Genomic DNA, 20,844 nt, shown 5'->3' on the forward strand with positions numbered 1-20,844 from the left:
CACTGGGGCACTTTATTTGATATTCAAGTGACATTTTCACTGAACAGATAAGGTGACATTTTCACAGACTATTGACACTTTCAGTCATTTATAGTTGACGCATATCCGATCGAATGATATATTTCATGTAAGCGGATAAATGAATACGTATACATAAAAGGTGGCTTTATCATACGATGGTAACATCAAAAGATGTTGCAAAATTAGCCGGCGTTTCTCAAGCAACTGTTTCAAGGGTGTTAAACGATTATCCTGGCATTAAAAAAAGTACCAAGGAAAAAGTCCTTAACGCGATGGCCCAGCTCCAGTATCGGCCAAATTTGATTGCGCGAAGTTTGGTGATGAACCAAACCCGTAACATCGCGTTGATTTCCGGTACATTGGAGAACTCGTTTTTCGCGGAGACGACTGATAAAATCGTGCGTTTAGCAGCACAAAAAGGATTCAACGTGATGGTTTACTTTGAGAGCATGGGGGACAATGTAAGCCTGTTTGAATCCATAATCAGTTACAAGCCGGACGGAATCATTCTCTCCTCCATACTCTTGGACGACCCCATGTTTCAAAGCCTGGAAGATTCGGGCATCCCGTACATGATGTACAACCGGCGTCCCAGAAGCGGTGGGAACTTCGTAGTGATCGACAACCGCTTGGCAGGGGAAATGATTACCGAGCATGTCATTCAACTGGGGCATCGTCGAATCGCATTTATCTCCGGTCACATTGATGTATCGACTTTCTTTGAACGTAAAAAAGGCTATGAAGATGCCATGAGAAAGCACAAACTGGCAGTTGACCCCTCATTGGTGCCGATTACGAACGCGACCCCCGAGGAAGTGGAGAAGGCAACGCTGCAATTGATGCATATATCCAGTCCGCCCACTGCGATCATCTGCGGCAACGATGCAATGGCACTTCGATGCATGGACGTGCTGATGGCTTTGGGACTGCGAATTCCGGAAGATGTAAGCTTGTGCGGAATTGACGACATTGATATGGCAGCCCATCATGCAATCCGTTTGACTACGGTTGGACATTACAAATCGCAAATGGGAGTGTTGGCCATCGAAAACCTCATCGATTTAATTGAAAACGGTTCAGATTCGACAAGCCAAAAACAAATCGTATTACGGCCAGAACTGGTGGTTCGGGAAACGACAGCACACCTGCGGTAACGGGGTGCAGTTTCTCTTAGTCATTAATGAATACGTATACATTTTTTATTTTTCGCCCTTCATGAATACGTATACATTTAAAAGAAAAGGTGGAAGAAGAATGGCAAGACATTTATTCATCAATGGTATCGATGTTCAAGCGAACGATTACTACGAACTTTATAACCCGTTCGATGGAAGCCTGATCGATACAGTCGCCCGGGCAAGCCGGGAGGAAATGCTGGCGGCCATTGAGGCTGCTGATCATGCATTCCAAACAATGAAAGCGATCCCAGCACATAAACGGGCGGATATCTTGTACCGGGCTGCGCAGATTTTGGAAGAACGGGCGGAAGAAGTCGCGCGTGTCATCGCCATAGAGGCGGGAAAACCGATTAGAGCTGCGAGAACAGAGGTAAGCCGCTCTGTTCAAACCCTTCGTTTTTCAGCGGAAGGCGCGAAATCGATGTATGGAGAGTCGATCCCGATGGATGCGGCGCGCGGAGGAGAGAACAGACTGGGATTTACCGTTTTTGAACCGATCGGTGTCGTAGCTGCCATCACTCCTTTCAATTTTCCCTTGAATTTGGTTGTTCACAAGGTAGGGCCGGCAATTGCTGTCGGAAATACCGTGGTCTTAAAACCAGCGGAACAAACGCCGTTATCCTCTTATCTGCTGGCAAGCATTTTCCAGCAGGCCGGCTTGCCGGATGGAGCATTGAATGTCGTGTCTGGTGATGGACCTGTGCTGGGACCTGTTGTCACGCAGGATGATCGGATAAAAAAAGTGTCATTTACCGGCAGTCCGGAGGTAGGAAAGCTGATTCGAAGCCAATCGGGCCTCAAAAAGATTACGTTGGAACTCGGTTCGAACTCGGCACTGATCGTTGACCGGCATTGTGATCTGGCACGCTGTGTCGAACGTGCTGTCGAGGGAGCTTTTGCCTACGCCGGGCAGGTTTGTATCCATACTCAGCGGATTTATGTGCATGAGGGCATCTACGATTCATTCGTAACGGCTTTCCGTGAAAAGATGGATCAGCTGAAGATAGGGGATCCGCTTGATGAATCGACGGATATCTCGGCGGTTATCAATGAACGGTCCCGTCAGAGAATCCTGGCATGGATCGAGGAAGCCCGTCAACTTGGCGCAACCGTCTACGGCGGTCGGACCGACGGAAACGTCATTTCTCCGACGCTTGTTCTGAATGCAGACCCACAGAGCAAACTCGTCTGCCAGGAAGTATTCGGGCCGGTTGTCGTGATCGACCGGGTTGAATCCATGGAGGAAGCCGTTCAAAAAACGAATCGATCCCGTTACGGGCTCAATGCGGGAATATTCACGCAGGATTTGACGACTGCCTTTCAAGCCGCCCGCCAATTGCATGTGGGCCAGGTCCTCATTAATGAAATCCCTACGTTCCGGCTTGACCACATGCCCTACGGCGGGGTGAAAGATTCCGGGGTGGGGCGGGAAGGTGTGAAATACGCCATGCAGGAAATGTCGGAAACCAAGCTGATCGTTGTGACATTGTAAAAGGGGGATTGTCATGATTACCACGCTCCAGATTCCCTCCCGCGTGATTACGGGAGTAGGCAGCGTAAGCAGGCTGCAGGAAGAGATTACAAGACTTGGCGGCACCAACGTGTTGCTGCTTTGTGACGTGATCCTTGTGGACAACGGGATCATCAGTCAAGTCACGGAACAACTGCAACTTCCGTACACGTTGTACTCCCACATCATTCCGGAACCGCCCATCTCGTCATTTGAAGAAACGCTCGCCTTTGCGAAACAAGGCGAATACGACGTCATTTTGGCTGTCGGAGGGGGCAGCACGATTGATGTTGCCAAGCTTGTTTCCGTGATGATGACAAACGAGGGCTCCGTGCGGGATTACTTTGGCGTCAATCTCATACCGAAGGAGGGGATGCCGCTGATTGCAGTGCCTACAACAGCCGGAACAGGATCGGAAGTTACACCGATCTCGATCTTGACACTGGAAGAGGAAGCAGTAAAAAAAGGCATTGTCTCCCCCTACCTGATTCCCAAAACGGCCATCCTGGACGCTGCCTTGACAACGAGCATGCCGAAAGCGGTTACAGCGGCAACCGGGTTGGATGCATTCGTTCACGCGTTGGAAGGGTACCTTTCGATGGGACCCAATCGTTCACAGCTCACAGATGCTTTTTGTCTGGAAGCGATGTCGGTCATCTGGAAAAACATCAGGCGAGCGTATTGCAACGGCGACGACCTGGAAGCGCGCTCCCAGATGCTGTACGCCGCCATGGTGGCCGGAGTAGGCTTTGCAAATGCCGGAGTCGGTGCGGTTCACGCGCTGGCTTATCCGCTTGGAGCACGCTTTCACGTAAGCCATGGTGTGGCCAACTCGCTGCTTCTTCCTTACGTCATGAAATGGAACAAAGTCGCTTGCCTGGAGAGATTCGTAAACGTTGCCCAAACGATTGGGCTTCCAACCACAGGAAAGACCGCGAGAGCACTAGCTGACGAGGTAATCGAAGAGATTGTGGTCCTCTCGCGCGAACTGGGTATCCCTCAGAGATTGAGAGAGGTGGGGGTGAAGGAGGAAGACCTGAAAGGGATGGCAGAGGCGGCAAGCAAGGAGCAGCGACTTTTGCAAAACAACCCTCGCAAGTTGTCACCAGATGATATTTACCAGATTTACAAGGAAGCGTGGTAAAAGGAGGTTCACTATGCTGGTTGAGCAAATCATCAACGGGCTAACCGCAGGAATCATCTATTCACTGGTAGCCCTTGGCTTTACAATCATCTTCGCATCACTTGATCTCGTCCACTTTGCCCAAGGGGAAATCCTCATGATTGGCGGTTTCATCGGCTATCTGTTTTACTCGATAGGCGTTCCCTTTTTAGCGGCTCTGCTCCTCACCGTCGTTTTGACCGGTGGTTTAGGCGTGGTGCTGGAGCGGTTGGTTTACCGCCGGATTCTCGCGAAGAAAGACCCTGAGGTATTGGTCATCTGCACCATCGGCATGTCCACCTTGCTTACGAACCTGGCCCTGCGCATCTGGGGTTCGGAGCCGCGCTCCATCGCAAAAGAAGAGGCTTTCCCCGGAGAAACGCTGCAACTCGCAGGTGTATCCATTCAACCGATGCATCTGTGGATCGTTGGAATCTCCCTTGTCGTGATGGCGCTGTTTTGGTACCTGTTTGAGAAAACCAAGATCGGCTTGGGAATGCGTACCACTGCGTATTCGAAAGAGATCGCTGCCCTTATGGGAGTACCGGTAGGTTGGACGGTGTCTCTCACGTTTGCCATTGCATGCGGGCTGGCTGCTGCAGCCGGGTGGTTGTTATCGCCGACGATTTTTGTCCAGTATAACGTAGGCGCGGTCCTGGGACTGAAAGCGTTTTGCGCCGCTGTGATCGGCGGAATGGGATCGATTCCTGGTGCAATTGTGGGCGGGTTGTTCCTCGGAGTGGCTGAGAACATCGGTGCTGGATACGTCGACTCCGGCTATAAGGATGCGATTGCTGCCATCGTCATGATCGGCGTATTGCTGATGAAACCGACGGGATTGTTTGGCACCGTCAAGCAAGAAAAGGTATAAGGGGGTGCAGGAATGAAGCACGCATGGAAGCGGACGCATTGGGTATACTATTCCCCTTTGTTGATTCTTCTCGCATTTTTGCCTGGAAATGAGTATTTCTACAATTTGATCGGAATGTGCGTCATTTACGCGATTGCTGTAACCGCTCTCAATATAACGGTTGGGTACGCGGGTCAGACTTCACTGGGCCATGGGGCTTTGGTCGGGATCGGCGCCTACGCCTCCGCGCTGTTAACGGCGAACGGAATTCCTTTTTTACTGGCGCTGGTATGTTCCGGGCTGATAGCAGGACTATTCGGGCTGATTATCGGGTTTCCTTCCCTCAAACTGAAAGGACCATACCTTGCGCTGTCTACGATTGCGTTTGGGGTGGTGGTCGAGACGTTTTTTAACCAGTCGACTGACCTGACGCAGGGGGCGATGGGAATGACGGTAAGTTCTGCCGAGATTTTCGGGTTTTCTCTGGACAATTCCCAGCAATTTCTCTACTTTCTGTTGCCATTTGCTGCGTTCGTCCTGATCACCACTCATCATCTGCTTGATTCCCCTGTGGGAAGAACGTGGAAGGCGGTTAGAGGGGACACGACTGCGGCGGGCATCTTGGGGATTCATACCGCACACGCCAAGCTGATCGCATTTGTGTATTCTGCCATGCTGGCGGGGTTTGCCGGTTCTTTGTGGGCGCATAAAACAGCGTTTATTTCACCGGAATCATTCTCGTTTCATCTGTCGGTGGAACTGCTTGTCATGGTCGTTCTGGGAGGCCGTGGCTTCTTGATCGGAGGAATCGTCGGGGCGGTCCTTCTCCATCTATCCATGGATCAATTCCAAAAATTTGCCTTTATGCAGGAAAATCAAATGGTTCTCTACGGATTCCTGATCGTTGTTCTGGCTATGTTCATGCCCAAGGGAATTATCGGGGGATTGATCGCGCTGCGCCAGAGGATCAAAAACAGGGAGGGAGCGTCGCATCATGTCAGTGCTTAATGTCGAAGGGGTTACGATGCAATTCGGTGGATTGCAAGCGCTTTCGCAGGTAGACGTATCAATCGCCCGAGGAGAAATCAGAGCGATCATTGGCCCGAACGGCTCAGGTAAAACAACGTTTTTTAACGTAGTTACGGGCGTGTATCGTCCAACCTTTGGAAAGATCCTCCTGCAAGGAGAGGACGTGACCGGACTCGCCCCCCATCACATTCATGCCAAGGGAATTGCCAGAACGTTTCAAAACATCCGTCTGTTCAAAGATTTGACGGTGTTGGAAAACGTGTTAATCGCGATGAATCGACAGGCTGCCATGCCCCTTTTTCACATTCTTTTTCGCACTCCCACCTTTCGCAGGCGGGAGGGGCAAGTTCGCGAGGCAGCTCTTCATTCGCTGGAACAACTGGGAATTCTGCAGCACGCCGAAGATTTGGCCGGGTCGCTTCCATACGGCAAACAGCGGCTGCTTGAAATAGCGAGAGCGATTGCTTCACAGCCTCAACTGCTCATTCTCGATGAACCGACAGCTGGAATGAACGACTCGGAATCTGAGGAACTGAAGCAGCGGATTTTCGCTCTGCGAGACAAAGGACTGACCATTGTCCTGGTCGAGCATGACATGCGGTTTGTCATGTCTTTGTCAGATCGCATTACCGTGCTGGATTCAGGACGCAAGATCGCGGAAGGAAAACCCGGTGAAATTCAGCGGGACCCGGCTGTGATCAAGGCGTATCTCGGAGGTGAGGCAGATGTTGAAGATTCGAAACTTAGTCGTAGCGTATGACCAGCTGCAAGCGCTAAAGGATGTCTCCCTTGAGGTGAAAGAAGGTCAAATTGTCACACTGGTAGGGGCGAACGGGGCCGGGAAGTCAACGCTCTTAAACGCCATTTCGAAGATTGTTCCGATTCAATCGGGTTCAATCGAGTTTTTGCAAGAGCGGATTGATTCTCTGCCGCCGCACAAAGTCGTTCAACGGGGAATCATCCAATCTCCGGAAGGGCGAAAGGTGGTGCCTCACTTTTCGGTCCTCGATAACTTGCTGCTCGGCAGCTACAACCGACGGGATAAAGCAAAGATCCAGGATGATCTGGAAGAGGTATTCAGCTATTTTCCCCGTCTAAAGGAGAGAATCAAGCAACCGGCAGGGACCCTGTCAGGAGGGGAACAGCAAATGGTCGCCATCGGTCGAGCATTGATGGCCAATCCTCGTCTGCTCCTCCTGGATGAGCCGTCATTGGGATTGGCTCCGCTCATCGTTGAAGAGATTTTTCACATCATCCGCTCCATCAACCAATTGGGCAAGACGGTCGTTCTCGTCGAGCAGAATGCCAGAGCGGCACTTCGGTTGGCCCATTACGCCTACATACTGGAGACGGGAAAAATATCCTTCCACGGCACCGGCGAAGAAATGCTTGGCGATCCGCGAGTCCAAGCCGCCTACCTGGGGGGAGGCCACTGATGGAAAAACGCGCGGGGCCATGCTTTCGCGCTTTTTCAAAAGGTATCTTTCATCCATTTCGTAAAACGAGGAGGCAAGGAAATGAAAAAGAAAAAGGGATTCTGGTTGGCTTCACTGTTGCTGGTGGGGACTTTGCTCGGTTGCTCCGCAGGACAAAGCGGTCAGTCCGCCGGAACCGGAGCCAAAGAAATCAGAATCGGAGTTCTCACTTCTGAATCGGGGCCGTCCGCCCTGCTTGGCGCGATGAATAAAAAGGGGCTGGAACTGGCATTGGAGGAAGTGGGCAACAACATAAACGGCACGAAAGTAGTCGTCATTTCCACCAATGACGATTCGAAAGCGGAAGTCTCACTCGCCAACGTGAAGCGTTTAATCTCGGAAGAGAACGTACACGTCGTCTTTGGCCCCGCTGCGTCTACCCCGGCAAGTTCCACGCAGCAAGAAACCGAAAAACAGAAGGTAGCGCAGATCGGCGGAATTCCCGCTGCTTCCAAGTTGACGGACAACCACCCGTACTACTTCCGCGCCGGAGCGATCGCGGACCGTTGGCAAATGAAAGCCCTTGCCGAGTTCGTCAAAGGACAGGGGTGGAAAAAGGTTGCGTATCTGCATGACTCAAACGCATACGGCACCGGCCTTTATACAGATCTTTCGAACTATTTGAAGGATGTCGTTACAGAGACCAATAAAGAACAGTACAAGCCCGGTGACAAAGACATGAAGTCTCAATTGTTGAAAATCAAAGAACAAAATCCGGACGCCATTGCCATTCTGGGAACGGCGGTAGAAGCCGGTGCGGCAGCAGCACAGGCACGCGAATTGGGGTTAACGCAGCCAATCATCGGCGGCTCGGGTTTGGCCATGCCGAACTACATCGAGATTGCCAAATCAGGTGCGGAAAATACCTATTTGACTGCCGCATTTGTGAATACGGATCCCCGCCCGGAAGCAAAAGCCTTTGTGGAAGCATGGAAAAAGAAGTTTAACGAGCTGCCTGACACTCATGCGGCGCAGTCGTATGACGCAGCCAAAATGTTAATCGCCGCACTGCAGAAAGCACAGCTCGGGTTGACGAACGACTCGCTGGCCAAGGATCGCGAAGCCATTAAAGAGGCGTTGACCCAACTGAAAGATTTCAAGGGAATCTGTGCCGTTCAATCGTTTGGACCGGAGGCGACACCGGAAGACCGCGACGCAAATAAAAATCCGATCATTGTACAGGTGAAAAACGGTACCTATTTGCCGATACAGTAAAATAAGGAAAACCAAAAAGACTACTCTGTCCCGCGGGATTCTCCGGGCTGGGGTAGTTTTTCACGTGTTGACAAGACCTTGGATATTTCTTATGTTTTTGCTACCAGCCATATGGAAAAAACAGTTCAGAGATACGGTCGGACTGTTGACACAAGCACCGAAACGACAGGGGAGGTCAGAGAGTTGAGGCAAGCGTTTGCTTTGCGGGGGCCAATGGTTGTCCCTGGTTCAGCCGTGGTGGAGAACGGCCTCGTTGTCGTAGAGGGAACCGCCATCGTCTTTGCGGGAGCCGAGCAGGAATACGCGGGTGTGCTGCCTGATCAGGTGACGTCCGTGCAGAACGGTTGGATTTGCCCCGGCTTTATTGACATGCACATGCACGGCATCGGCGGCCATGATACGATGGACGGAACGGAGGAGTCGCTGCAGGCGATCTCTGGCGCTCTTGTCCGCTTCGGCGTGACCTCCTTTTTGGCGACGACGATGACCGCGCCGCTCGACCGACTGGCTGAGGTGGTGGAGAACGTCTCCGCTGTCAGCCGCCTGGGAACAAAAGGAGCTTCCATCGCGGGCATTCATCTGGAGGGGCCGTGGATCAATCCCCGATACAAAGGGGCGCAGAACGAAGAGCACATCGTCTCACCTGAGCTGGAGCAGGCCAAGCGATTGTACGAGCTGTCAGACGGTCTTATAAAAGTCGTCACCATCGCCCCAGAGCAGCCAGGAGCACTGGAAACCATCCGTTTTTTCAAGGAGCAGGGAGTGATCGTGTCTGCGGGGCATACCGGCGCCACCTTTGCCCAGGCAAAGCAGGCGGTTGACTGCGGCGTGGAACATTTCACCCATTGTTTTAACGCCATGACCGGCATGCATCACCGGGAACCGGGCGTGGCGGGAGCGGCGATGTACTTCGAAAGGCTGAGCACGGAGCTTATCGCTGACGGTGAACACGTCCATCCTGCGGTGATGAGCATTCTCTATCGGGTCAAGAAGGCAAGCCGGTTGGCGCTGGTCAGTGACTCGATGCGGGCAACCGGATTGGAACAAGGCGTGTACGAGCTGGGAGGACAGCCGGTGCATGTTGACGGGGGACGGGCTGCTCTCGCGGACGGAACGCTGGCAGGCAGTATTCTTACACTCAACCGCGCCGTCCGCAACATGGTGGTCCTGTGTGGAGTTACGCTTCCGGATGCGGTTGCGATGGCCTCGCAAACACCAGCAAAGATCCTCGGTCTGTCCGATCGGAAAGGGCGGCTGGCAGCAGGGTATGACGCCGATATCACGATATTGGCGGAGAGCTTTGAAGTAGCTGCCTGCTATGTAAACGGCCGATTGGCTTACGAGCGAAAGGAAGGAAGCAACTGAGAGCGAAGAAGAACTCGGATCGATCCGTGACAACAACTTATTTGGTAAAAAGGTATAAATTTTACAAAAATGTCCAAACTGATAGAAGATAATGGAATTGCAGATGTGTTTCCTAGTAGCCAAAGGCTGGTTAAGCCATATATTTTTCATTTGTAGAAAGAGAAACCATCATTTGATTCCTGTATGACAGCCTATAATCCCACTTAGGGATTATAGGTTTTTTATTTTCTCTTGACAGCAGTTTTTGTCCAGGAGTATAGTGAGAAAAGCATATATGTAACCGGTTACACATGATTTCAGTTCATGATCCATGATTTTTTTTACAATATATGTAACCGGTTACACATGATTTGGCGGTGAATGAAACATGTCAACCATCCGCGACGTTGCAAAACTGGCGGGCGTATCCGTAGCTACTGTATCGCGGGTGCTGAACAAGAACGGCTACGTCAACAAAGAGACGGAACAAAAGGTAACGAGGGCCATCGAACAGCTTGGCTACCAGCCAAACGCAGTGGCAAGGGGATTGGCAGGCAAGCGGACAGGCACGATTGCACTGATTCTGCCCGATATTGCCAACCCGTTCTTTCCCGAGATTGCCAGAGCCGTTGAAGATGTGGCACACCGACACGGCTATACCGTGATCCTGTGCAACTCCGACGATCAAGGGCACAAGGAACAATCGTACATCGAAGTATTGAAGAAAAAATACATTGACGGCATCATTTTCGCCTCCAACACACTTGGCGAGGAAGATGTCCAGAAAATGCAGCGGAACAAGATCCCGCTGGTGGTGATCGACCGTGCTCCCAACCGTCAGCTGTGCAGCGTGATCCGCTCGCGAAACTACGAAGGGGCGAAGCTGGCTGTGCAGCATCTGCTTGACGCCGGTTGCAAAAAGATCGCACACATTTATGGGCCGCAAGAGTTCGTCACGGCAAAAGAACGGTTGGCTGGCTATGAAGAGTCGGTTATGCATTTTCCATGGTTCTCTCCCAGCCTGATGGTCCCCGGGTACTTCCGCGTGGACGGAGGACTGAATGCGGTGAAGGAGCTGCTGGCGAAACACCCTGATGTGGACGGCATTTTTGCCGGCAACGATCTGATGGCCATTGGGGCGCTCAAGGGACTGCACCAGTTGGGTGTTCGCGTTCCGCACGACGTGGCGCTGATCGGCTTCGACGGCATCAGCTTGACGGAGATAACCGAACCGGAGCTGTCAACGGTAGCCCAACCGATCTACGAGATGGGATCGCTGGCGGCCAAGGTGCTGATAGAAAAGATTGAAACGGGGCTGGAAGAAATACAGCTCCATGAACTTGACGTGACGATCGTGGAAAGAGAATCTACCAGAAGGAGACAGGCAACATGAACAGAACTCCCCGCGTTGTCGTAATCGGCAGCCTTAATATGGACATCGTCGTGGAGGCGGAGAGACCGCCGCAGATGGGGGAAACGGTGATGGGCCGCCACGTTCACTTCATCCCCGGTGGAAAAGGCGCCAATCAGGCGGTCGCATCTGCGCGGCTGGGCGCACAAACGCATATGATCGGGGCAGTCGGAAACGACGCGTTTGGCAGTGAACTGCTGCAGGCCCTAAGGAAAGACGGCGTGGACACAAGCGCGGTGAAAACACTGGCAGATGTGCCCACAGGGATTGCTTCCATCCTGCTTTCACAGCGAGACAACCAGATCATCGTGGTAGCCGGAGCCAACGGTCACTGCTCCCCCGAGGACATTGACCGGCATGAAGAGGTGATTCGTCAGGCGGATGTGGTGCTGCTGCAGCTGGAGATTCCGCTCGAAACGGTGCAGCATGCGGCAGCCGCGGCCAAGCGTTTCGGCAAGACGGTGGTGCTTAATCCGGCTCCCGCCCGCGAACTGCCGGTCGAGCTGCTGCGGCAGGTTGACGTGATCATTCCGAACCAGTCGGAACTGTATCTGTTGGCGGAGGCAGAAGCGGACTCCGATCTGGAAGCGGCGATGAAGCGGCTTCTGGACAAAGGAGTCCAGACCGTCATTACGACACTCGGATCGGACGGAGCGGCTTACCTGGAGCGTGGACAAAAGCTCGGCAGGGTATCGAGCCACAAGGTGAACGTCGTGGATACCACCGGAGCGGGCGATGCGTTCAACGCAGGTTTTGCCTACGCGCTGGCGAGCGGACATGAGGTCGGCGAGGCAGTGGCATTTGCCGGCAAGGTAGCCGCTCTGGCAGTGACCAAACTGGGTGCTCAGGCAGGAATGCCTACCCTGCAAGAGGTTCAGGAGTTCCGTGCACAATAGGAGGACATCATGAAAAAAATCGGCATTCTGAACAGTGAAATTTCCAAAGTGATCAGCGAACTGGGGCACACCGATCAAATCGTCATCTGCGACGCAGGTCTGCCGATCCCGGACGGGGTGAAACGAATTGACTTGTCCCTTACCCCCGGAGTCCCTTCCTTTATGTCGGTTCTTTTGGCCGTGCTGCTCGAGATGCAAGTCGAACGGGCCTATTTTGCCGAAGAGCTGAAGCAGTCGAGTCCGGAAACACTCGCGCAGCTGCAGGAAGCACTGCCGGACGCCGACCGGAAAAGCGTCAGTCACGAAACGTTCAAACAGATGACCAGACAGGCAAAAGCAGTCATTCGTACCGGTGAGTGCACGCCGTACGCCAACGTGATCCTGGAGGCCGGCGTCATTTTTTAACACAGAGGGGACGGAGGTGAAACCATGGCAGAGTTACTGTTGGAAATGAATGAAATCAGCAAGTCGTTTCCCGGCGTAAAAGTACTCGACAATGTGCAGCTTACTTTGAAACGCGGAGAAGTGCTTGCCTTGATGGGCGAAAACGGTGCAGGCAAATCGACGCTGATGAAAATCCTCGGGGGGATTTACACGAGGGACAACGGCACGATCAAGGTAAAAGGAGAGCCTCAGCCTGCCATGTCGACCGGGATCGCTGCCAAACTGGGAATCGCCATCATTCATCAGGAGCTGAATCTGATTCCGCACTTGTCGGTAATGGAAAACATCTTCCTCGGAAGGGAATACACATACGGACGTACAGGCTTCGTGAACTGGCGGCGGATGCGTGCGGAAGCGAAGTACTGGCTCGAGCAGCTCGCAATCGATCTGGACCCGGACACGCTGGTAGGCGAGCTCTCTGTCGGACAGCAGCAGATGATTGAAATTGCCAAAGCGCTCTCCATGCAGGCCGACATCCTCGTGTTGGATGAACCGACTGCCGCTTTGACCAACCGGGAGATTGAAGCCTTGTTCGAGGTAATCGCCTCCCTCAAGCAAAAAGGCGTGGGGATGATTTACATCTCCCACCGCATGGAGGAAATCTTCCAGATCAGCGACCGCATTACGGTACTGCGGGACGGCCAATACGTCGGTACCGTGGAAACAGCCCGGACCAACATGGATGAGCTGGTGAAAATGATGGTCGGCCGCGAAATAACCGACCGTTTTCCAAAAGTGGAAGTGAAGCCGGGAGCGGAACGCCTGCGGGTGGAGAAACTCTCGGTCAAAGGGAAGCTGACGGACCTCTCCTTTGCCGTGCGCAGCGGGGAGATCGTCGGTGTCGCCGGACTGATGGGAGCGGGACGCACGGAGATGGCCAAAGCGCTGTTCGGCGTTGAACGACTGGAGGCCGGGCGCATTTTCATCGATGGAGAAGAAGTGTCGATCTCCCAACCGATTGACGCGATTCGCGCGGGGATTGCCCTGGTGACGGAAGACCGGAAAGAGGAGGGGCTGGTGCTCTCTCTGACCGTTCGGGAAAACATTGCCCTCCCCAATCTGGAAAAGGTGTCGTCAATGGGTGTGCTCAAGCCCAAGGACGAACAAGAACTGAGTGACGGGCTGATCAAGCAGCTGCTGATCAAAACGGCCGGCGGCGAACAGGTAGTCGGTTCGCTCTCCGGGGGGAATCAGCAAAAAGTGGTGATTGGCAAGTGGCTGGCGACCAAACCAAAAATTTTGATTCTCGACGAGCCGACGCGCGGTGTCGACATCGGAGCGAAAAAAGAGATATACGACATCATGAACCGTCTCGCTCAAGAGGGCGTGGCGATTCTGATGATTTCCTCCGAACTGCCTGAGGTGCTGGGCATGAGCGACCGGATTCTGGTCATGCACGAAGGTCGCATCACGGGAGAATTTTCGCGCGAAGAAGCGACACAGGAATTGATTATGCAAAGAGCGACGGGAGGGGCGAGCAGCCATGCGGTTTAACGTCTTGCAACGAATGGGCCCCCTGTTGGGGCTGGCTCTCATTGTCATCGTCTTATCGATCATCAGCGAAGACTTTTTCACGATCAGCAACATTTTTAACGTCTTGCGTCAAATCTCCATCAACGCGCTGATCGCCTTCGGGATGACCTTTGTCATCCTCACCGGGGGAATCGACTTGTCCGTCGGTTCCATTCTGGCCCTCTCCAGTGCCCTGACGGCAGGCATGATGGCGGGCGGCATGGATACCCCGCTTGCCGTTCTGATCGGTCTCTTGGCTGGCGCGGTAATGGGTGCGGCCAACGGCGTGCTGATCTCCAAAGGAAAGGTAGCACCGTTCATAGCAACGCTGGCAACCATGACCGTGTTCCGCGGGCTGACGCTGGTGTATACGGAAGGAAAGCCGATCACCGGGCTGCACGAGGACTTCGCCATGCTGGGAAGGGGATTTTTCCTGGAAATTCCGATGCCTGTCATCTGGATGCTGATCTCGTTTGCGGTGCTGTACTTCCTGCTGCGTCACACCACGTTTGGACGTCATGTCTACGCGCTGGGCAGCAATGAGGAAGCAACCCGTTTGTCCGGGATCAATACCTCCAAAGTGAAAATCCTCGTCTACTCCATCAGCGGCCTGTTCGCCGCGCTGAGCGGGATCATTCTCACCTCCCGGCTGAACTCGGCGCAGCCGACTGCAGGTACCGCGTACGAGCTGGACGCGATCGCCGCGGTCGTGCTCGGCGGAACCAGCCTGGCAGGCGGACGGGGCTGGATCACCGGTACGCTCATCGGCGCCATGATCATCGGTGTGTTAGACAACGGTCTCAATCTGCTCAACGTCTCTTCCTTCTACCAGCAGGTAGTCAAGGGGGGCGTCATCCTTCTCGCAGTATTGCTGGACCGCTCTAAATCCAATAAATAAAAGAAATCCGAAGGGAGATTCTGTCATGAAAAAGTTTCTCAAATCAGCTTTGGCTGCTACCCTGATGCTCAGTGTCCTGGCGGGCTGCTCCACCTCCTCCAACCTGGAGAACAAGGCGCCTGAACAACCGGAGGGCTCCGGTGGCGCAAACGGCAAGGTAACCATCGGCTTGTCTGTTTCCACACTGAACAACCCGTTCTTTGTCTCGTTGAAGGAAGGAGCGGAAAAGGCAGCGAAGGAAGCAGGTGTCGAACTGATCGTGGTTGACGCGCAGGATGACACTGCCAAGCAGATCAGCGGCGTGGAAGACCTGATCCAGAAAAAAGTAAGCGCGATCCTGATCAACCCAACCGACAGCGCAGCGATTGCCACTGCAGTTGAAGCAGCCAACAAGGCGAACATCCCGGTGATTACCGTCGACCGTGCGGCTGAGGGCGGTCAAGTGGTATCCCACATCGCTTCCGACAACGTCAAAGGCGGCCAGATGGCGGGTGAATACATCCTGGAGAAGCTGGGCGGCAAGGGCAACATCGTGGAACTGCAAGGCATCGCCGGTACATCTGCAGCCCGCGATCGCGGCAAAGGCTTCCACGATGCGGTAGACAACAAGGAAGGCGTCAAAGTGGTTGCTTCCCAACCGGCTGATTTCGACCGCGCCAAAGGCTTGAGCGTGATGGAGAACATCCTGCAGAGCAACCCGGACATTCAGGCCGTATTTGCTCACAACGATGAAATGGCGCTGGGTGCGCTGCAAGCGATTGAAGCATCCGGCAAAAAGATCCTGGTCATTGGCTTCGACGCTACCGATGACGCAGTCAAAGCGGTAAACGAAGGCAAAATGGCAGCAACCGTCGCACAAAAACCGGCAGCGATCGGTGAAACAGCTGTGCAAACTGCGGTGAAGGTGACCAAAGGCGAAAAAGTGGAGAGCTTCATCCCGGTTGACCTGGAACTGGTAACAAAGAAATAACGTGTTCGTGAAAAATAAAGTGGGTAAATAGAATTGAAAAGACCTTTTCTTCTATCAAGATAAGAGAAGGTCTTTTTTTTGCTAATCATTTCGTGAATCGGAGTTGAAGTGTAAAAATTATCGCTGAACATACATCCGACTTGATCGGTATACCCCGAAGATCGGCCGCTATTACTATGGAATTTAGCATCGTTGGTGAGGGCACAACCGTACAAATTGTACTGCCCGAATCGACAATTATTCCCCGATAAATTGTATCAATTCGTTGTTGCATTTATCACGCTCTTCCCAAAACAATCCGTGACCGCTGTTTTCAAACGGCACAAGTTTCGAGTTTTTTATCCCTTCTTTTTGTGCTAAAGCCAATGGGAATGGACAAATTTTGTCATGAATGCCATGCAGAATTAACGTGGGAACGCGTATGTTTCCAAGATCAGAAAACAAGCTTTCGTCTCGAAGCGAGGCTGCAAGCGCCGCGGTGGACCAACCTGCTGCCTGTAGTCCCAAATGGAAGAACCAATCGGAGAAAGGCCCCGTTACATACTGGAAGAAAAAAATGTCTCCAAATCCCTGCAGCATTTTTGGGCGATCGTTATACGTATCTTGAATCATGTTGGTCACAGCTTCTTTTGGTAAACCATAAGGAAAATCAGGACGTATGGTAAAACTGGGAGCGGCAGCGGCAATAAGGGCGAGTTTCGATACCCCATACCCGTTGTGGCGAGCCATGTATCGAATGGAAATCGCTCCCCCCACGGAGTGGCCCACAAGTGTGAAATTTTGTAAGTGAAGTGCATCCACCACAACTCGAATATCGTCTGCCAAACGATCGTAGTTGTAGCCTCTCCAAGGCTTATCGGAATTACCGAATCCTCTGATATCCATTCCAATGCATCGATATCCCATTTTGGGAAGCTGATCAAACTGATATTCAAACAACTTATGGTTAGCCGGCTGACGGAGTGAACAAACAGCCCCCGCAAAATTTGCAAGGATTCATTTACAAAGATACGACGTAGGTTCCACTCCGGTTGATGTCCGAATCCCTGGGAAAACCGGTAGTGTGGGAGGGGGCGACAAGCTCGATTTACGTCGGGGACAAGCCGGTACAAAAAACTGCGCAGGCAACCAATTCTGTATCTGCCGCTCTGCAAGTGTTCCCGAAAGATAATCCGTGGAATACGGACATTTCCAAATATCCGGTTCACCCGAACTCGAAGCGGTTTATCGCTTCGATCGGTGAAAATACCAGGCTGCACCGAGAAATAATGCGGAGCGAGCGAGTGTGCCCCTGACCATTACTTTTCCAACAAATGTTGCTCAAAAAACGCTACCGTGCGTTTAATAATCTCCCGCGAGGTATCGTCATCATTTTCAAAGTCGAACCCATGGTCTCCTTCGGGATGCACAAGAAACTCCACTTTCGCCTTTTTTTCCTGTGCCGTTTTCACAAAGTTGTCGATCGTATTGTTGATTTGCTCGCTATCCTTTGCCGCTTTGACGACGAGCATGGGAGCGATTTTTTCCGGCTCCCGCTGAATCTGGGTGAGAGGGGCAAACTCATTGAGTTTTTCAAAGGCGTCCGGTTCATTATAGGCGCGCATGTCCTCCAGATCCAGCCAGTTGTAGTAGGAGACCATGGACCTACCTTTTCTTTTACTTCCTTGTATGTTTGCCCAATCCCAATCGTAATTCCATCCAGCTTTCCTTTAGCCGCCGAGTTCACCAAGTTGTTTACCGAATTTGAGTGCAGTTGAATTGTATGAATACATTGAAGATCGACAGAATGGCTGTGGAGTGCCATCGAGATCAATAAGGTACACCATAAATCAAGAAACATAAGCATCGCCCCTGAACTTATGATTTACTGGAAAATATTCACTGATTGACTGAGAATCCATAGCAGCCGTGACAGCAAAAAAAAACCGCTCATCTCGAGCGGTTCTTTCTTATGCAAACCTTACAGTTTCACTACGTTTTCAGCTTGCGGACCACGGTTGCCTTGCACGATGTTGAATTGAACGCGTTGGCCTTCTTCCAGAGTCTTGAAGCCGTCGCCTGCGATTGCGCTGAAGTGAACGAACACATCGCTGCCGCCTTGAACTTCAATGAAGCCAAAACCTTTTTCAGAGTTAAACCATTTAACCGTACCTGTTGTTTGCATGTGGGCAAACCTCCATTACACAAAATATTAATATGCTACTCCAATTATTTACATGGGTAAATAAAAAATTCACATATTAGAAAGGATACCAGCCTTCGAGAGTGATAATCCTTTCTAACACGTGAATTCACTTCCTCGATGTATAGGGTTGTGGTACGTAACGCATTTTTGAAACTCAAAACAACGAAAGCCCTGCCTCTCTTTCATCCTTGCGGCTCCGATGACCGCGCCAGTGTGAATTGGGCAATCAAAAAAACGATTCCAGTATATCCTTTTCCATATTTCGTTTAGAGGTATTTAGATTAGAATACATGAATCGCAGGAGAATGTCAACTTGCCTAAAGATCTAATAAAAATTTTTTGAACATCCATGCTATAATGAATCCCAACGATACCTGAAAAGGAAATGGGGTGCCTCATGACTCGCGAACGCGTCGAAGAGCTCGTCGCTCTCAAGGAAATCGCAGAGACCCTTAATGTCACAAACGATATGCACCACATGCTGAACGCCGTGCTGAAAAAGCTGCTGGAGGTCACCGGGCTGAAAACGGGCTGGATTTTTCTCATGGACGAGCAGGAGCGGGAATACACCTGTGTCGTGGATGCCAATCTTCCGCCTGCGCTCTCCTGGGGGAACAAGACACCGATGTGCCAGGATTCCTGCTGGTGTGTCGACAAGTTCTGGAGCCGCCGTCTGCAAAATGCTGTGAATATTATTAATTGCAAGCGAATTGAAGACGCAACGGAGCTCAAGTGGGGAGATACCGAAGGCATTTATCACCACGCGACCGTGCCGCTGAAGGCGGGGGGCGAGTGGTTCGGACTGCTGAACGTCGCCGCTCCGGGCAAAACCAATTTCACCCAAGAGGAACTGGCTCTGCTGGAGTCGGTCGGCTACCAGATCGGAACGGCAATCAAGCGGACGCGGCTGTACCACGCGGAGCAGAAACGGGCTGAAAACTACCTGAAGCTGGGGGAGATCAGCAAGGAATTGGGTATCGTCACGGAGCTGCACAAAATTCCCGGCGAAACGGTTCAAGCCATCGGCAGCCGATTTGACTGGGCATCCGCTTCGTTTTTTATCCCGGAGGGCTCCCATCTGTCTCTCCGTTCCCTGTTCACCGAGGGCAAGGTAATGAGCGAGTGGAAAAGCATCCCCGTCGAAGAAGCGGGACCGGTGGGAATCGCTTTGCGCAGCGGCAAACCGGAAAAGGCGGTGGCAGTTGATTGCCCTGGTCTCAAAGCGCTGGGCTTTCCGGCTTTTCGCGCCAGTGTCGCGGTTCCCATCCACTTGCGCGGTCAGGTGACCGGTCTGCTTTTTTTCACCAGTCCAAAAGCGAGCGATTTTGATGAAGATGATTTGGAACTGCTTCAATCTCTGGCAGATCATATCTCCATCATCATGGAGAACGCCCGCCTGTACCAGCAGCGGAGGGAACTGACCAAGCTGGAGGAGCGAAACCGGCTGGCCCGTGATCTGCATGATTCCGTCTGCCAGAACCTGTTCTCCCTCACGTTGATGGCTCGCGGCATGGAGTCTGTGCTGGCGGATAACAGCCCGCTCGCCGTGCAGTCGCTGCGGGAGATGCAAAAGCTGACGGAAGAGTCGTTGAAAGAGATGCGGTCCCTGATCTGGCAGCTGCGTCCTGCCGGACTGGAGCAGGGGCTGCTCACTGCCCTTGAACAGTATGGAACCAAACTGGGGCTTACGGTGCACGTGCAGCTGGAAGGCATCTGCAACCTTCCGCGCACAGTTGAGGAGACGCTTCTCCGCATAGGCCAGGAAGCGTTAAACAATGTCCGAAAGCACGCGGGGGTAGACGAAGTGAGCCTCCGTCTGAAAGTGACGGAGTGGCAGGTACGAATGGAGATACGCGACGACGGCTGCGGATTTCAGCTGGAGAATCATGTGGAGCCGCAATCGCTCGGCATGCTCAGTATGCGGGAGAGAGCGGAGATGCTGGGCGGTCTGTTCTCTGTGGAAAGCCGTCCGGGAAAGGGAACTCGACTGACCGTCTCGTTCCCGCTGTAGGGAACCAGTGAAGAAGGGAGGGAAGCGAAGATGAAGATGAAAATCCTGCTTGTTGACGATCATACCGTCGTATTGCGGGGATTGCAGTTTTTCCTCTGTACCCAGAAAGATTTTGAAATCGTGGGGGAAGCGCAGAACGGCAAAGAAGCGATTGAGATGGTAGAGCAGTGTCAACCGGACGTAGTGCTGATGGATCTGGTCATGCCGATCATGGACGGGATTGAAGCGACGGCGTACATCGTCAAACACCACCCGGCCGTCAAGGTTCTCGTACTGACGAGCTTTTCCGATCAGGACTACGTTCTGCCGGCACTGCAGGCGGGAGCGGCCGGTTACCTGCTAAAAGACATGAAGCCGGATCAAATCGTCGAAGCAATCCGCGGGGCGTACAGTGGAAACATCCAGCTTCATCCGGATGTGACACAGAAGCTGATGTTTCAGGCGGCAGCCCAAACCGCCTCTCCCAAGCCGCAGACAGAGGAGACGGCTGCTCCCGCATCTGGCTACCAGCTGGATCAGATGACCAAGCGGGAGAAAGAGGTGCTGGCCCTGATCGCCAAGGGAATGAGCAACAAGGAAATTGCCAGCGTGCTTCACATCGCAGAAAAAACGGTGAAGACCCATGTGAGCAGCATATTGTCAAAACTGAATCTCGCCGATCGGACACAAGCGGCACTATACGCCGTGAAGCACGGTTTGCAATAGCAGGACAGCTAAGACCAAAGTCGTAAGA

The 20,844-nt window shown here is 52.6% G+C and carries 18 protein-coding genes and 3 pseudogenes; 18 read left to right on the plus strand and 3 right to left on the minus strand.

Features of this window, described 5'->3' with window-relative positions:
• Positions 1 to 176 precede the first annotated feature (176 nt).
• From ACE99V_RS17085 to rbsB, 15 genes are all read left to right on the plus strand, one after another.
• Complete coding sequence (locus ACE99V_RS17085) at positions 177 to 1,175, plus strand: LacI family DNA-binding transcriptional regulator (protein WP_400492442.1); 999 nt, start codon at positions 177 to 179, stop codon at positions 1,173 to 1,175.
• Positions 1,176 to 1,275: 100 nt separating this feature from the next.
• Positions 1,276 to 2,691, plus strand: coding sequence for an aldehyde dehydrogenase family protein (locus ACE99V_RS17090; RefSeq protein WP_400492443.1), 1,416 nt, complete (start codon positions 1,276 to 1,278; stop codon positions 2,689 to 2,691).
• 13 nt (positions 2,692 to 2,704) lie between these two features.
• Positions 2,705 to 3,853, plus strand: a complete 1,149-nt coding sequence (locus ACE99V_RS17095) for an iron-containing alcohol dehydrogenase (protein WP_400492444.1) — start codon at positions 2,705 to 2,707, stop codon at positions 3,851 to 3,853.
• 13 nt (positions 3,854 to 3,866) lie between these two features.
• The gene (locus ACE99V_RS17100; RefSeq protein ID WP_400492445.1) at positions 3,867 to 4,742 is read left to right on the plus strand and encodes a branched-chain amino acid ABC transporter permease; all 876 of its coding nucleotides are present in this window, start codon (positions 3,867 to 3,869) and stop codon (positions 4,740 to 4,742) included.
• A 12-nt stretch (positions 4,743 to 4,754) separates the two neighbouring features.
• Complete coding sequence (locus ACE99V_RS17105; RefSeq protein ID WP_400492446.1) at positions 4,755 to 5,729, plus strand: branched-chain amino acid ABC transporter permease; 975 nt, start codon at positions 4,755 to 4,757, stop codon at positions 5,727 to 5,729.
• Complete coding sequence (locus ACE99V_RS17110; RefSeq protein ID WP_400492447.1) at positions 5,716 to 6,510, plus strand: ABC transporter ATP-binding protein; 795 nt, start codon at positions 5,716 to 5,718, stop codon at positions 6,508 to 6,510. Before ACE99V_RS17105 ends, ACE99V_RS17110 begins: the two co-directional genes overlap by 14 nt.
• Positions 6,476 to 7,186, plus strand: a complete 711-nt coding sequence (locus ACE99V_RS17115) for an ABC transporter ATP-binding protein (RefSeq protein WP_400492449.1) — start codon at positions 6,476 to 6,478, stop codon at positions 7,184 to 7,186. The genes ACE99V_RS17110 and ACE99V_RS17115 overlap by 35 nt, the downstream gene beginning before the upstream one ends.
• Before the next feature lie 81 nt (positions 7,187 to 7,267).
• A complete protein-coding gene (locus tag ACE99V_RS17120; RefSeq protein ID WP_400492450.1) occupies positions 7,268 to 8,440 on the plus strand; it encodes an ABC transporter substrate-binding protein in 1,173 nt (390 codons plus the stop codon).
• A 183-nt stretch (positions 8,441 to 8,623) separates the two neighbouring features.
• Positions 8,624 to 9,805, plus strand: coding sequence for an N-acetylglucosamine-6-phosphate deacetylase (nagA, locus tag ACE99V_RS17125; protein WP_400492451.1), 1,182 nt, complete (start codon positions 8,624 to 8,626; stop codon positions 9,803 to 9,805).
• Between the two features lie 367 nt (positions 9,806 to 10,172).
• Complete coding sequence (locus ACE99V_RS17130) at positions 10,173 to 11,177, plus strand: LacI family DNA-binding transcriptional regulator (RefSeq protein ID WP_400492452.1); 1,005 nt, start codon at positions 10,173 to 10,175, stop codon at positions 11,175 to 11,177.
• Positions 11,174 to 12,091: a ribokinase gene (gene rbsK, locus ACE99V_RS17135; protein WP_400492453.1), complete on the plus strand. Its 918-nt coding sequence runs from the start codon at positions 11,174 to 11,176 to the stop codon at positions 12,089 to 12,091. The genes ACE99V_RS17130 and rbsK overlap by 4 nt, the downstream gene beginning before the upstream one ends.
• Positions 12,092 to 12,100: 9 nt before the next feature.
• Entirely contained in the window at positions 12,101 to 12,496 is a 396-nt protein-coding gene (gene rbsD / locus ACE99V_RS17140) for a D-ribose pyranase (protein WP_400492454.1), read from the plus strand.
• Between the two features lie 24 nt (positions 12,497 to 12,520).
• Positions 12,521 to 14,029 carry a sugar ABC transporter ATP-binding protein gene (locus ACE99V_RS17145; RefSeq protein WP_400492455.1) on the plus strand — a complete coding sequence of 503 codons (1,509 nt, stop codon included), beginning with the start codon at positions 12,521 to 12,523 and terminating at the stop codon, positions 14,027 to 14,029.
• A complete protein-coding gene (locus ACE99V_RS17150; protein ID WP_400492456.1) occupies positions 14,019 to 14,945 on the plus strand; it encodes an ABC transporter permease in 927 nt (308 codons plus the stop codon). The genes ACE99V_RS17145 and ACE99V_RS17150 overlap by 11 nt, the downstream gene beginning before the upstream one ends.
• 25 nt (positions 14,946 to 14,970) lie before the next feature.
• The gene (gene rbsB / locus ACE99V_RS17155; RefSeq protein ID WP_400492457.1) at positions 14,971 to 15,915 is read left to right on the plus strand and encodes a ribose ABC transporter substrate-binding protein RbsB; all 945 of its coding nucleotides are present in this window, start codon (positions 14,971 to 14,973) and stop codon (positions 15,913 to 15,915) included.
• Between the two features lie 237 nt (positions 15,916 to 16,152).
• Here rbsB and ACE99V_RS17160 read toward each other — a convergent pair.
• The 3 genes and pseudogenes from ACE99V_RS17160 to ACE99V_RS17170 form a co-directional block, all read right to left on the minus strand.
• Positions 16,153 to 16,869 (minus strand): annotated as a pseudogene (locus tag ACE99V_RS17160) (alpha/beta fold hydrolase); the annotation flags it as partial.
• Positions 16,870 to 17,213: 344 nt separating this feature from the next.
• Positions 17,214 to 17,555 (minus strand): alpha/beta hydrolase family protein, encoded by a 342-nt coding sequence (locus ACE99V_RS17165; protein ID WP_400492458.1) that lies wholly within the window; start codon positions 17,553 to 17,555, stop codon positions 17,214 to 17,216.
• A 320-nt stretch (positions 17,556 to 17,875) separates the two neighbouring features.
• Positions 17,876 to 18,079, minus strand: coding sequence for a cold-shock protein (locus ACE99V_RS17170; RefSeq protein ID WP_400492459.1), 204 nt, complete (start codon positions 18,077 to 18,079; stop codon positions 17,876 to 17,878).
• A gap of 418 nt (positions 18,080 to 18,497) precedes the next feature.
• Here ACE99V_RS17170 and ACE99V_RS17175 point away from each other — a divergent pair, with 418 nt between their 5' ends.
• From ACE99V_RS17175 to ACE99V_RS17185, 3 genes and pseudogenes are all read left to right on the plus strand, one after another.
• Complete coding sequence (locus ACE99V_RS17175; protein WP_400492460.1) at positions 18,498 to 20,111, plus strand: GAF domain-containing sensor histidine kinase; 1,614 nt, start codon at positions 18,498 to 18,500, stop codon at positions 20,109 to 20,111.
• Positions 20,112 to 20,141: 30 nt separating this feature from the next.
• Positions 20,142 to 20,535 (plus strand): annotated as a pseudogene (locus tag ACE99V_RS17180) (response regulator); the annotation flags it as partial.
• A gap of 95 nt (positions 20,536 to 20,630) precedes the next feature.
• Positions 20,631 to 20,816 (plus strand): annotated as a pseudogene (locus tag ACE99V_RS17185) (response regulator transcription factor); the annotation flags it as partial.
• Positions 20,817 to 20,844: the final 28 nt, after the last annotated feature.

It is taken from the genome of Brevibacillus soli, assembly GCF_044759095.2.
GTDB lineage: Bacteria > Bacillota > Bacilli > Brevibacillales > Brevibacillaceae > JBIYSM02.